Here is a 13,027-nt window from a genome sequence, read left to right as displayed (position 1 = left end):
ATTATTTACCTCCGTTAATTTTTCTGATAGCAGTGTCCATGCGGGAAAGTGCTTCTCTCAAATCTTTTTCTGCAGTTGCAAAGGACATACGTATGCAGCATGCGCCGCCAAGACCATAAGAATCGCCGGGCACCACTGCGACGCGGGCTTCGTCCAGCAGGTAGTCTGCAATTTCAAAACTATTTTTTCCGTCTAACTCAACCTTAGCCCAAGCGTAAAAAGCGCCTTGCGGGACATGACAGGAAACACCGGGAATTGCGTTGAGTCCGTCTACGAAAAAGTTTCTGCGATGCAGATAGCTTTCTACCATCGTGTCGATATCATGCTTGCAGTCCAAAGCAACGAGAGCCGCTTCCATAGAAAACTCACTGAGACAGCTAACTGCATGCTGGCTCAAAAGCGCAATCATACGCAGTATTGGCAGCGGAGCGCATACATAGCCCAGACGCCATCCGGTCATAGCAGTAGATTTGGAAAAACCGTTAATCGTGATAACCCTGTCGGCAATTCGTGCAATAGAAGCTAAGCTGACACTTTTGGTACCGTCATAGACAATTCGCTCGTAAATTTCATCTGCAATCAGAAGAATATCGTGCTCAATGGCAAAATCAGCCAGGATTTCCGCTTCTTCCTGCGAGAGAATACAGCCTGTTGGGTTGTTAGGGTAGTTGACGATAATGGCACGGGTTTTTTCTGATACATGCTGTTTTAGTACATCGGCAGTGATTTTGTAATTGTTCTCAAAATCCAATTCTACATTGATAGGAACTGCACCGGAGGCAGTTACAATGGGCTCATAAGAAACCCAGGCAGGGTTGAGAATCATTACTTCATCGCCTTTTCCCGGCGTAACGAGAACACGAATGGTTTCATAGATTGCGAATTTGCCGCCGGGGGACATGATAATATTATTTGCAGTACAGTCAATGCCATTTTCTTCTCGCAGCTTACGTGCAATTCTTTCTCTTAAAGTAGGTAGCCCCAGTGCACCGTTATAATGGGTGTGACCGCTGGCAATTCCTTTTATTCCGGCTATTGATGCCATTGCAGGTGTATCGAAATCAGGCTCTCCTGTAGCCAGCGTAATGATATCGACGCCTTCAGATTTTAGTTTTTTTGCCTTTTCGCTGACAGCAAGAGATGCTGAAGGGGGGATATCAAGCAGCAGCTGATTAAAATAGTAATCCATAAGATTCCTCCTTGTAATCGGTATTCCGTTAGGTTGTTGTCATCAGTGTATCTCCGACAGACAGAATTGTCCAATGAAAGGTTTTACTATTAAATAGAAAAAGATTTTGTATTTAATAGAAAGAATTCGAATTTTACTTGTCCATGCAAACCAATTATAATGGGCGTATGAAAGAGCTCTGGATACAATTAAAAATAAGGAGGTCCAAAAAATGGACACTGTAAAAAAGAATAATGGAACCGCTGAATTTTACGGCGGGGCATTTGGACCATGGATTCCTGTCATTATTATGATTGCAGGCATGATTGTCGGTACTATTATTGGTGGCGGAGGAATGACGAGATTTGCAATTATTACATTTATTGCACTAATAGTGGGATTTTTACTGGCAAAAGATAAGAAGGCATTTGGGGAAATCTCTTTTGCAGGACTAAAAAATCCGATGCTGTCAATTTTGATTGTAGCATTTTTAATGGCAGGTGTTATGGGGCAGCTGCTGCGCCAGAGCGGACTCATTAATGCACTGATATATGTGATGGGAGAGCTGAATATGAGTATTGCTTTCCTGCCTTTTGTTGCATTTATTATCTGTGCAATTATTTCAACCTCATGCGGTACCTCATCTGGTTCTGTAACTGCAGTAGCCCCGCTGATGATTCCTCTTGCGGCAGAGCTGGGCTGTAATGTTGGTCTGGTATGCGGCGCAATTATTGCAGGTGCAATCTTTGGTGATAATCTGGCTCCGATTTCTGATACAACCATCGGCTCTGCACTTACACAGGAAGCAGAGGTGACAGCTGTAGTAAGAACAAGGCTGCCTTATTCACTGATTGCAGGCGGATTATCTGCAGTTCTGTTCATTATCTTTGGACTGCGCATGGATAGTGGTGCAACAATTCAGATTGGTGCAGAGGTGGCTAATATGAAATCACTGGCTATGCTGATTTTGCCGATTTTAATGATTGTTCTAATGAAGCTGGGACTGGATTTAGTGGGGACTCTGATTATCTGTAATCTGGTGGGAAGCATTCTCGTTTTGATTCTTGGCTGCATTCCGCTAGGTACGCTCCTTGATAATGAAGGACCGATTGGAGCAGGTCTTACAGGAATGATGGGAATGCTGTTATATATTCTTTTACTATTTCAGATTTTGGAAATACTTAATGCCAGCGGCGCCTTTGACAGACTGATGAATGCCCTGTTGAAGCTCTGTAAAACGGCACGCTCCGGCGAATTTGCGGGAATGCTGATGACTGCTGTAACTACAGCGGCTGCAGGAGGAAGTTCTCCGGCTATTATCTTCTGTGGGCCTCTTGTTCGCAAGGTTGCAAAGTCTTTCAATATTGAAAAAACCAGAGGTGCAAATATTTTGGACGGAACTGCTTGTGGTATCTCGGGTATCCTGCCATATGGAAGCTGCATGCTGCTGTGTCTGAATTTTTCACAGGGTGTAGTACCGGAGGATTTCTCCTTTATAGATGTCGTTCCATACAGCTTCCACAGTATGTTTCTGCTGGTGTTGTTCTTCTTTAGTATTTTAACCGGTATTGGAAGACGGTTTGATGAGAAGACAAAGTAATGAGGGAAAGATACATTTATTTAGACAATGCAGGCGCTTACTTCTGTGTGAAGAGGTGAAGAAGAATCAGAAGTTGATATTTTTCTGGAAACAGTAGAACACTGGTTTTGAAAAAATCGCAAGAGATAATAAATAACGGACGCTTTTAGTGTTTTCGCTGAGCGTCCGTTGTTTTTGCTAATAAAAATATTTTTTAATTAAATCTAAAACCTGCTTTGGCAGTGCCTGATGCACGGTAATATAGCAGGGCATTTGGGGCGCAGGCTCTTTAATGGAATAAATATGATAATCCGGTAGGTTATCGAAGATTTCCATGCTGGCTCTGGGAATCATACACCACCCACCAATAGGCATAGCATTTGTAATCATCGTTGGCGAATCCACCAGCATGTAATACGGCATATCATCGCCGAAATATTTACGGTAAAAATCGCCAGCAACGGGATTGTCAAAGGAAACCCCTTTAATTAGAATAGCCTTTTGAGCAGACAGCACCGCAGGATCGATGACATCTGTTTCTCTAGGGGCGCTTGTTCGCTCGATGATGACCATAGGGAATGTATCGACCTCGTCAGTAAGTAGCTGCTTGTATTCGCTGGCGGCGCAAAAATATCCCAGACCAACATCGGCGTCTCTGTGTGAAATGAGCTCCGGAATTTCATTAGAATTACAGGTACTTACTGAAAGGAGTATTTGCGGTTCGTTTTCAGCGATAAGATTGTATATCGGTGAAAAAACGGTATTTACGCTGGACGGGGCGGCAATGCGTAGCTGTAGTTTTTCTGCACTGCTACGAAACGCTTTTATTTTGTCGCTCACCTGCATCCATTCTCTCGCAATGGGAAGGAATTCTTCGCCGCGTAAAGTTAGAGAAATGTTGGAAATACCTTTTCTTCGTACTATGAGGATTGTGTCAAGCTCAGCTTCCAGAGATTTTAGGCGATAACTGAGTGCGGACTGAGAGACAAAGAGACTCTCGGCCGCTTTGGTGATATTTTTTTGCTCAACTATGGCTAAAAAAGCCTCGATTTGTTTGTATTCCATTAGTGTTACCTATTTTACGCATATGCCGTTGGACAAGTTTCTCGTAGTCTACAGAAATCGCAGGCACGGAGTGATTCCTCTACATCGCGTCCAATACCGATAAAGCTGCTGACCGATTTTTGCGGGTGCATCATAAGGCTTGGAGTCAGTGTAATGCCGATGTCTTCAGGCTTTAGGAGCGCAAAAAGCTCTCGCTGCAGCTTGATATCGACCTCGTGCTGACCGGGGCACCATGGAAAGGTAACGCCGATAGCATCATCGGAAAGTGTGGATTTTATTCGATTGCGCAGCCAAGTGTGACCGCAGTCTGCTATGGCAGAACCCCAGCCGTCATAGAAAAGCTGTTTCAGATTATCACTTTCGCTTTCAGCCAGTTCATCGTAGCTAAGAACGGTGATGGCTGCAAATACGATTTCCTCTGCACCGGAAAAAAGATGAGACAGCATTTCGCTGCGGATAGTCGTACCATCAACGAGGCGAATCTCATCGCCGGAAATTGCATCAACGGCAAAGGATTCACAGACGCCGCGGACAGTGACGGCATCGAAAAGCCGCTGCTGCGTTTGCTCGTATTGAGCTGAAAAACGCTTAAGGGTGCGGTCTTTGCTCATCTCAATCAGCTTAAAAAACATGTCGTCAAGACCTTCGATCTCGGTAATGGGAATATCAAAGGTCTGCCTTTGCAAAAGTGCCATGGAAATCACCTCTCTTAATTTACTGGTATTTTCGATTGAAAAGGACACGTTGGGGAAGTCGGACTTCTTAAAAGTGTGTGCTTATCAATCGAAGATACATGTTGAAATTTAGAATTTCTCAATACTGCATAAATCCATGATGAATACGGTTATGCCGCCTGCAGGCTTTTTAATAGGAATTGGCGGAACCAGACTCATCTGTTCGCATCCTGGCGCAGTCACGTTTTGATAGGTGGTCTTTTCACGCACACCGGCGTTAACCTTGAGTATTTCTAAAACTTCTGCACACTTAGACTCGTCAGTACCAATCATAATTGTTACATTCTTTTTGCGAAAAAAACCACCGGAAGAGTTAAGTACAGTGACGAAAAATCCGTTCTGTGTTAAATCATGAATGGTGTCCTCATAGTCATCTCCGTTTAATACAGCCATAATTAACTTTTGCTGTTCTTTTTCTTTCATTAGTCTACCTCCCAATTGATTCTTGATTTATTATACCATGGCGAAACCTCTAAATATAGAGTCGCAAGCCATGATTCAATGTTCTCTCAGGCGTCAAAATCTTTGATTTTATTTGCGCCGTGAGGTTATTATACCACAAAATATGACCAAAACTGAATAAAATATTTTGGTAAAATGGGAAAATACATAGGGAAAATAGTACTTTTGTGAGGTCAGGAGAAGTAGTGAATTGATTTTAATACAAAAAAATGTTAAAATAGTCTCACATTACTTTAAATGGCTAAAGAAAAATGAAAGGAAGACAGTATTATGAAAATGAAGAAATTAATTGCTGTACTGATGGTTGCAGCCCTTCTCTTCACGACAGCAAGCTGCGGTGGCGGCGATAATGGTGGCGGCGGAGAAGCAAAAGATTCTCTGACCATCGGTATTGATGCGGACGCTGTAGCACTTGACCCGCTCCGTATCAATGATACATTGACAATGTCCATTCTGTCTAACGTATATGAACCACTGGTTCGTATGACTAACGATGGTGAAATCGTTCCTGCGCTGGCAGAAGAATGGAAAATTTCCGATGATGGACTGGTGTATACGTTCACAATCAGAACGGACGCAACTTTCCACAATGGAGATCCAATTACAGCAGAAGATGTAAAATATTCACTGGAAGCTGCTGCAGAATCCTCCTACACCGGACCGTACATGAACTTTATCGATTCCGTTAAAGTCGTGGATGAAAAGACAGTAGAAGTTACACTGCAGTACGCATATGCACCGTTCCTCGCACTTTGTACAACTTATTCTCAGGTTGTAAAAGAAGACTTCTACAAAGAAGGCGGCGAAGTAGATATGTCCAAGAGCCCGATTGGTTCTGGTCCTTTTAAGTTCAAGAACTGGGCACAGGGTGACAAGATTGAATTTGAAGCATATGACGGATACTATCAGGGTGAACCTAGCATTAAGAACTTGACTTATAAGATTATCCCGAACTCCAGCACTGCAACAATGGCACTGGAAAGCGGCGAAATCGACCTGTCTCTCAATGTTTCAGAAGCTGACATTAAGGCACTGGAAGAAAAAGACGGTATCACATTACTGCAGAAACCGTCCACTGCGTTCTACTTTATCGGTATGAACACTAACGTAAAAGAACTGAGCGACGTAAGAGTTCGTCAGGCTATCGCAAAATGCATCAACAAGCAGAATATGATTGATGGCGCACTGAACGGTTACGGAACTCCGACCAACACTTTCATCGCTGAAGGCGTTTTAGGCTATGATCCGGATTTCAATCCGCTGCCTTACGATGTTGAAGAAGCGAAGAAGCTGATGAAGGAAGCAGGATACGAAAATGGATTCAAGATTTCCATGAGTATTCCTGAAAACCGCAGCACCCACGCACAGATTATCAAATCCGACCTGGCTCAGATTGGTATCGACTTAACAATCAATATCATCGAAACCGGTAAGTTCTGGGACGATCTTGAAAATCTGGATTACGAAATGATGATTATGGGCTGGTCCTACGTTGTTATGGACCCAGATGTTGGTTACTATTCTCTGTATAAGAAAGACGATATGTCTGGTAACTATACTGGATTCGGTGATGCAGAGACTGATAAGCTTCTGGCAGACGGTCGTGTAGAAAGCGATCCTGATAAGAGAGCCGCTATCTACGCAGAACTGGAAGAAATTTATCAGACCGCAGCACCTTACGTTCCGCTTTACTGGAGAGTAGACGCTGCAGCACACAACTCCAACCTGACAGGCGTTGATATTCCTCCATGCGGATTCTACTACGTATACGACTACGCATGGAAATAAAAAAGACAAGTAAATCAAACTAGAAGAAGAAACGCCGGACCCTTCGGCAGGATGCGGTCCGGCATCTTGTATTTTACGGAGTGAACTTATGTATAAATATATCTTAAAGAGACTGGTAATGATGATACCGGTACTGATAGGTATCTCGATCATCATCTTTACCATCATCTCGCTGACACCGGGAAACCCGGCGAGACTGATACTGGGAGAGCGAGCCACGCAGGAAGCCATAGACAAGCTCAATGACGAACTGGGATATAACGACCCACTTCCAGTAAAATACGTCAACTATATGATTGACCTGGTACAGGGCGATATGGGAACCTCCTACAGAACAGGAGGCAGCGTAGTCAGCGAAATTGCAGAGCGATTCCCAACCACACTGCTGCTTGCAGTGCTGGATATTTTTCTGACATCAGTCATATCCATACCCCTGGGGGTATACATAGCAATCAAGAAAAATTCCATAGCAGATAACGTGTTTACCATAGTCGCGCTGATCTTTACAGCCATGCCGTCCTTCTGGCTGGGCATGCTTTTGATGCTTGCCTTTGCGGTAGGGCTAAACTTGCTTCCGGCAACAGGTTCAGATTCCTTCGCCTGCTTTATCCTGCCGGCATTTACCGTAGCGCTTTTATCGGTAGCACAGATCATGAGAATGACACGATCCAGCATGCTGGAAACCCTGCGTTCAGACTACATGAGAACCGCAAGAGCAAAAGGCGTAAAAGAAAACAAAATCATCTGGAAACACGCAATCAGAAACGCACTGCTTCCAGTTGTAACGACAATGGGCGTAAACTTTGGATGGGCACTGGGCGGCTCAGTCATCACAGAAACCGTATTCGGCATGAGCGGCGTCGGAACACTGACCCTGCTTTCCGTTCGTTCCAAAGACGTACCGCTGGTCATGGGATGCGTACTGTTCATGTCCCTTCTGTTCAGCGTCATCACCCTGATCGTAGACATATCCTATGCGTTCATCGACCCTAGAATCAAAGCGCAGTACGGATTTAAGAATAAGACGAGAAGAAAGACCAGAAGAAAGGAGACTAGTAATGTTCAACCGCAAAGCTAAAAACCTGGAACTGGCGCTGGAAGTGCAGGAAAGCCGCAGCTTCTGGCAGGACGTAGGCAGAAGATTTATCAGAAACAACAAGACCATCATAGGCCTTGTGATGCTTGCCATCATCGTACTGATGTGTCTTTATGGAATGATTTTCCTGGATTACGAGACACAGGTCATCAACCAGGATATCCCAAACAAACTGCAGACACCTTCCCTGGCGCATCTGTTTGGAACAGATGACCTGGGACGAGATATCTTTAACCGTATCGTATACGGAGCCAGATATTCCCTGTTTATCGGATTTTCAGCCACCATTATCAGCCTTTCAGTAGGTAGTATTCTGGGCTGTATCGCAGGATACTTCGGCGGAAAAACCGACAACATCATCATGCGTTTAACCGACGTATTCATTGCCATTCCGTCCACACTGATGGCAATCGCAGTAGTGTCCGCACTGGGACCGAACTTCGCAAACCTGATCATCGCCATCGCCCTTGGAGATATACCGGGCTATGCGAGAATCATCCGCTCTTCCGTACTTTCCATCAGAGACAACGAATTCGTAGAAGCCTCTGTGGCAGTCGGTGGAAGCAGCATACACATTATGGCACAGCACATCTTCCCAAATACCCTGGCAGCACTGATTGTACAGGCGACCCTGGGCGTAGGATATGTAATCATCGCGGCCTCCGGACTGAGCTATCTGGGACTTGGTGTTATGCCACCTGCACCGGAATGGGGCGCAATGCTCAGTGAAGCGCAGGCACAGATTCGTTATTTCCCTCATCAGGTAATATTCCCGGGTATCGCAATTGTAGTAACCGTACTGGCATTGAACCTTTTGGGCGATGCACTGCGCGATGCGATTGACCCGACCCTGAAAGACTAAGGAGGAGACAGTATGGAAAACATGGAAAACAAGAACAACGACATCCTCCTGAACGTTGAGGATTTACACGTACAGTATGATACCAGCGATGGAACCGCCTATGCCGTCAATGGAATTTCATTCCAGATTAAGAGAGGGGAAACCTTTGGACTGGTAGGGGAAACCGGCGCGGGAAAAACAACGACAGCCCTTTCCATCCTGAAGCTGCTGCCGCAGAAAGTAGGCAACATCAGCAGAGGAAAAATCGAGTTTGAAGGAAAAGACCTGGTACAGTATTCAGAAGATGAAATGCGTGATATCAGAGGAAGCCATATCAGTATGATTTTCCAGGACCCGATGACCTCGCTGAATCCGGTACTGACCGTAGGTGACCAGATCGCCGAAGCCATCGAAACCCATCACCCGGAGCTTTCCGATGAACAGGTAGAAGCCCGTGTAGACGAAGTATTGAAGCTAGTTGGCATCACAGAAGACAGAAAATATGAATATCCGCACCAGTTTTCCGGCGGTATGAAACAGCGCGTTGTCATCGCCATGGCGCTGGTGTGCGATCCGATGCTGCTCCTTGCAGATGAACCGACCACAGCCCTTGACGTAACCGTACAGAATCAGGTACTGGATATGATGAGTAACCTGAAGGAAGAGTTGAACACTTCCATGATTATGATTACCCACGATTTGGGCATCGTATGTCAGATGTGCGACAATGTAGCCATCATGTATGCAGGAGAAATCATCGAAATCGGCAGCGTATATGATATCTTTGACTTTGAAAAACCGCACCACCCTTATACCAAAGGACTCTTCGGATCTCTGCCGAGTCTGCAGGGAAGCTCAAACCGCTTAAAACCGGTAGACGGTCTGATGCCTGATCCGATGGATTTGCCGGGCGGCTGCAAGTTCCATCCAAGATGCAAACATTGCGAGGAAATCTGCAAGAGCAAGGCGCCGGAGGTGTTCACTGAAGGAAGTCATTCTATCAGATGCCACCTTTACGAAAAATTAAAGGCAGGTGAGATTTAACATGGGAACACCACTGATTGAAACGAAACATTTAAAGAAATATTTTAAGACAGGTTCCGGCATGCTTCATGCGGTAGATGATGTCAACATCAGCATTGAGCGAGGACATACTTTGGGCGTAGTAGGCGAATCCGGCTGCGGAAAAAGTACCCTTGGAAGAACCATACTGAGACTGCTGCCTGCAACATCGGGTAGCGTGCTTTACGAAGGCAAGGACATTCAGAAGCTGGGCGCTTCCGATATGAAGAAAATGCGTTCCGAAATGCAGATTATCTTCCAGGATCCTTATGCCAGCTTGAATCCGAGAATGTCAGTCAGCCAGATTATCGAGGAACCGCTGAAGGTAAATCATATTTACAAGGATAAGGCGGCAAAGGATCAGAGAATTCTGGAGCTGATGGATACAGTAGGACTTGCAAGAAGGCTTGCTAACAGCTACCCACACGAACTGGACGGCGGCCGCCGTCAGCGTATTGGTGTAGCAAGAGCTCTGGCGCTGAACCCGAGCTTTATCGTCTGCGATGAGCCAGTATCTGCACTGGATGTATCCATTCAGGCACAGGTTCTCAATCTGATGATGGATTTGCAGGATTCCATGGGGCTGACTTACATGTTCATCACCCATGACCTTTCGGTCGTACGTCACATTTCCACCCATATTGCAGTGATGTATCTGGGGCAGGTTGTTGAATACGCACCGTCGCAGGAACTCTTTGATGATCCGAAGCACCCGTACACCAAGGCGCTTCTGTCTGCCATTCCGATTCCGGATCTAGCGTACAGAGGAAAGCCGAGAGAGTTGATTAAGGGTGAAATCACAAGTCCAATTGATCCGAAGCCGGGCTGCCGGTTTGCGACTCGCTGTCCTTATGCGACGGAAAAGTGTACGGGCAGAAATCTGGAACTGACAAATGTAGGGACTGAGCATCAGGTTGCCTGCGTACTATATGAGGAGTAAATGATGATTATTAAAAATGCTAAATTGTTTTTAGATGAACCTGGCATTTTTGAGCAGCTGGATATTCGATTAGAAGGTGAGAAAATCGCTGAAATCGGTGCAAATATCATGGGTGGCGTCGATGAGGAAATCATCGACGCCGCCGGCTGTTTTGTGACGCCGGGACTCATCGAAGCCCACTCCCATATCGGTATGTATGAAGAAGGTATCCAGTGGGAAGGCGATGATATCTGCGAAAACGAACCGGTAACGCCGGAAATGCGTTCTATTGATGCACTTTTTCCGGGCGATGTGGCTTTTGCAGAAGCCTTGACCGGCGGCGTTACAACCATGTGCACAGGCTTTGGCAGCGGCGGTGTTGTAGCAGGGACTGCGGTTATCGTAGAAAATAACGGTTCTTTGATTGTTGATGACATGGTTTTGGTTTCCGATGCGGGTATGAAGTGTGCCTTTGGGGAAAATCCGAGAGATTTTGGACGCAGAGGAAAGCAGCCTAACACCAGGGCTTCAGTGGCATTTATGCTGCGGGAATGTCTGCAGGACGCTGTTGACTATAAGGCGGAAAAAGAAGAGGCATTGAAAAAGGGTGATCACTTTAAGATTGACCTGGGCATGGAAGCAATGGTTCGGGTCATCGATGGTGAAATTCCAATCAAAGCTCACTGCCACCGCTCTGATGATATCTGTACGGCAATTCGAATCTGCAAGGAGTTTGGAGTTCGTGCGACTTTAGATCACTGCACTGACGGGCACCTGATTGCAGAGCATATTGCAAAATCAGGCTATCCTGCCATCGTAGGGCCGACCTTTGGTTCCAAATCTAAATATGAGCTTAGAAACAAGTCCTTTGATACTGCAGCGGTTTTAGTCAATGCAGGGGTTAAGGTTGCAGTGACTACGGATCACAATGTGACGCCGCAGGAATCTCTCAACTGGCTTGCCGCCATGTATATGAGAAATGGACTGTCTGAGGCAGATGCCCTTCGCTGTATCACCTGCAATCCTGCCGATATATTGGGAATTGCAGAGCGAAAAGGCAGACTGGCTGCCGGTCTTGATGGCGATGTTGTCATTTGGGATAAACACCCGCTTGATCTGCAGGCGAAGCCAAAACGAGTTTACGTCAGGGGAAAGGAAATGTACCGGGCGTAAATTTTGATTGAAAAGTGCATAGAAGGTAAGAATATAAAACGGAGTTGTCTGTGCGGACAGCTCCGTTTGGGCTATATGATGTGAATTATGAAGGAGTAGTTAAGCTTTCGAAAGAGGTATGAGAGGGAGAAATCAGGGTGGAATTTAAAAAGATTTTTGATTTTCGTACATTTTATGATAAAAAGATTTGCGATTTTCGTACAAAAGTGATATTATGTAGGAAAAGAGGAGGAATGAGATGGTCTTTAAACGGAAAATTTACGAGAAAATGATGGAATGGAAAGAACTGTCCGGTAGCGAGAGTGCACTTCTAATAGAGGGAGCGCGTCGAATTGGAAAGAGTACCATTACTGAAACTTTTGCACGCAGTGAATACGAAGACTATATTCTACTCGATTTCGCAAAAGAGAAGAAAGAGATTTTAAGGAACTTTGAAGAAAATATAGGCGATTTGGATACTTTTTTTAGAAATCTATTTCTCTTAAAAGGAAAATCTTTGAAACCGAAGCAATCCGTAATCATTTTCGATGAAGTGCAGCTTTTTCCATTAGCAAGACAGGCAATCAAGTACCTGGTTGCAGATGGAAGGTATGATTACATTGAAACGGGGTCATTGATTTCGATTAAGGAGAATGTAAAAGATATTTTGATTCCATCGGAGGAGTATAAACTGAAAATGTATCCGATGGATTTTGAAGAATTTTTATGGTCGACGGGCGATGAAATTACATTCTCTGTTGTGAAAGAAGCTTTTGAAAGAAAAAAAGCTTTGGGTGGGGATATTCACAGGCAAGTTATGCAGAAATTCAGGACTTATATGGCGGTAGGAGGCATGCCACAGGCAGTAAGCGCGTTTGTAAATGGCAGAACTTATGAAGAAATTGATTTTGTAAAAAGAAATATCTTGGATTTATATGAAGATGATTTAAAAAAGCATGATACCAATCACAAGGAAAGGGCCTCCGTTGTTTTTAAAACGATACCGGAGCAGCTTTCGAATCATAATTCTCATTTCAAGTTATCTATTTTAGATAAGAAAGCAAGATATGAGCGTTATGTGGACGCGATTGATTTTGTTGCGGAGTCTATGATGGGTAATGCATGTATTAATGTAACGGCACCGGAAGTGGCACTGGAACT

Annotated in this window: 12 protein-coding genes; 8 read left to right on the top strand and 4 right to left on the bottom strand. The window is 44.8% G+C overall.

Annotated elements, in window-relative coordinates; genetic code table 11:
* Position 1: 1 nt before the first annotated feature.
* Complete coding sequence (locus D1151_RS09505) at positions 2-1,189, bottom strand: pyridoxal phosphate-dependent aminotransferase (protein WP_161908748.1); 1,188 nt, start codon at positions 1,187-1,189, stop codon at positions 2-4.
* 178 nt (positions 1,190-1,367) lie between these two features.
* Here D1151_RS09505 and D1151_RS09500 point away from each other — a divergent pair, with 178 nt between their 5' ends.
* The gene (locus tag D1151_RS09500) at positions 1,368-2,768 is read left to right on the top strand and encodes a Na+/H+ antiporter NhaC family protein (protein ID WP_306770891.1); all 1,401 of its coding nucleotides are present in this window, start codon (positions 1,368-1,370) and stop codon (positions 2,766-2,768) included.
* Between the two features lie 177 nt (positions 2,769-2,945).
* On the opposite strand, the gene D1151_RS09495 is transcribed toward D1151_RS09500, so the two are convergent.
* The 3 genes from D1151_RS09495 to D1151_RS09485 all read right to left on the bottom strand — a co-directional run bounded on the left by D1151_RS09495 (position 2,946) and on the right by D1151_RS09485 (position 4,969).
* Complete coding sequence (locus tag D1151_RS09495) at positions 2,946-3,812, bottom strand: LysR family transcriptional regulator (protein ID WP_161908746.1); 867 nt, start codon at positions 3,810-3,812, stop codon at positions 2,946-2,948.
* Positions 3,813-3,826: 14 nt separating this feature from the next.
* A complete protein-coding gene (locus D1151_RS09490; protein ID WP_161908745.1) occupies positions 3,827-4,507 on the bottom strand; it encodes a vitamin B12 dependent-methionine synthase activation domain-containing protein in 681 nt (226 codons plus the stop codon).
* A gap of 108 nt (positions 4,508-4,615) precedes the next feature.
* On the bottom strand, positions 4,616-4,969 hold the full coding sequence (locus D1151_RS09485) for a cyclic-di-AMP receptor (protein ID WP_161908744.1): 354 nt from the start codon (positions 4,967-4,969) through the stop codon (positions 4,616-4,618).
* Between the two features lie 309 nt (positions 4,970-5,278).
* Between D1151_RS09485 and D1151_RS09480 the strand changes: the two genes are divergently transcribed.
* The 7 genes from D1151_RS09480 to D1151_RS09450 all read left to right on the top strand — a co-directional run.
* Complete coding sequence (locus tag D1151_RS09480) at positions 5,279-6,796, top strand: ABC transporter substrate-binding protein (RefSeq protein ID WP_161908743.1); 1,518 nt, start codon at positions 5,279-5,281, stop codon at positions 6,794-6,796.
* An 88-nt stretch (positions 6,797-6,884) separates the two neighbouring features.
* Positions 6,885-7,874 (top strand): ABC transporter permease, encoded by a 990-nt coding sequence (locus tag D1151_RS09475; RefSeq protein ID WP_161908742.1) that lies wholly within the window; start codon positions 6,885-6,887, stop codon positions 7,872-7,874.
* A complete protein-coding gene (locus tag D1151_RS09470; RefSeq protein ID WP_160200947.1) occupies positions 7,855-8,754 on the top strand; it encodes an ABC transporter permease in 900 nt (299 codons plus the stop codon). The genes D1151_RS09475 and D1151_RS09470 overlap by 20 nt, the downstream gene beginning before the upstream one ends.
* Before the next feature lie 12 nt (positions 8,755-8,766).
* Positions 8,767-9,777 carry an ABC transporter ATP-binding protein gene (locus D1151_RS09465; protein WP_330588322.1) on the top strand — a complete coding sequence of 337 codons (1,011 nt, stop codon included), beginning with the start codon at positions 8,767-8,769 and terminating at the stop codon, positions 9,775-9,777.
* Between the two features lies 1 nt (position 9,778).
* A complete protein-coding gene (locus tag D1151_RS09460) occupies positions 9,779-10,735 on the top strand; it encodes an ABC transporter ATP-binding protein (protein ID WP_161908741.1) in 957 nt (318 codons plus the stop codon).
* Positions 10,736-11,887, top strand: a complete 1,152-nt coding sequence (locus D1151_RS09455) for an amidohydrolase (RefSeq protein WP_161908740.1) — start codon at positions 10,736-10,738, stop codon at positions 11,885-11,887. It abuts the gene before it with no gap.
* A gap of 238 nt (positions 11,888-12,125) precedes the next feature.
* Positions 12,126-13,027: ATP-binding protein (locus D1151_RS09450; protein ID WP_161908739.1), on the top strand; the 902-nt coding region annotated here is incomplete at its 3' end.

Origin of the sequence: Emergencia sp. 1XD21-10, assembly GCF_009936045.1 — a bacterium.
GTDB lineage: Bacteria > Bacillota > Clostridia > Peptostreptococcales > Anaerovoracaceae > Senimuribacter > Senimuribacter intestinalis.
Note: the sequence above shows the minus strand (reverse complement) of the source record. Positions and strands in the feature narration are given on the sequence as shown.

Bases quoted from the DNA above. Each gene is read 5' to 3' on its own strand.
- D1151_RS09505 (WP_161908748.1), bottom strand. From the start codon at position 1,189: ATGGATTACTATTTTAATCAGCTGCTGCTTGATATCCCCCCTTCAGCA.
- D1151_RS09495 (WP_161908746.1), bottom strand. From the start codon at position 3,812: ATGGAATACAAACAAATCGAGGCTTTTTTAGCCATAGTTGAGCAAAAA.
- D1151_RS09490 (WP_161908745.1), bottom strand. From the start codon at position 4,507: ATGGCACTTTTGCAAAGGCAGACCTTTGATATTCCCATTACCGAGATC.
- D1151_RS09485 (WP_161908744.1), bottom strand. From the start codon at position 4,969: ATGAAAGAAAAAGAACAGCAAAAGTTAATTATGGCTGTATTAAACGGA.
- D1151_RS09480 (WP_161908743.1), top strand. From the start codon at position 5,279: ATGAAAATGAAGAAATTAATTGCTGTACTGATGGTTGCAGCCCTTCTC.
- D1151_RS09475 (WP_161908742.1), top strand. From the start codon at position 6,885: ATGTATAAATATATCTTAAAGAGACTGGTAATGATGATACCGGTACTG.
- D1151_RS09470 (WP_160200947.1), top strand. From the start codon at position 7,855: ATGTTCAACCGCAAAGCTAAAAACCTGGAACTGGCGCTGGAAGTGCAG.
- D1151_RS09465 (WP_330588322.1), top strand. From the start codon at position 8,767: ATGGAAAACATGGAAAACAAGAACAACGACATCCTCCTGAACGTTGAG.
- D1151_RS09460 (WP_161908741.1), top strand. From the start codon at position 9,779: ATGGGAACACCACTGATTGAAACGAAACATTTAAAGAAATATTTTAAG.
- D1151_RS09455 (WP_161908740.1), top strand. From the start codon at position 10,736: ATGATGATTATTAAAAATGCTAAATTGTTTTTAGATGAACCTGGCATT.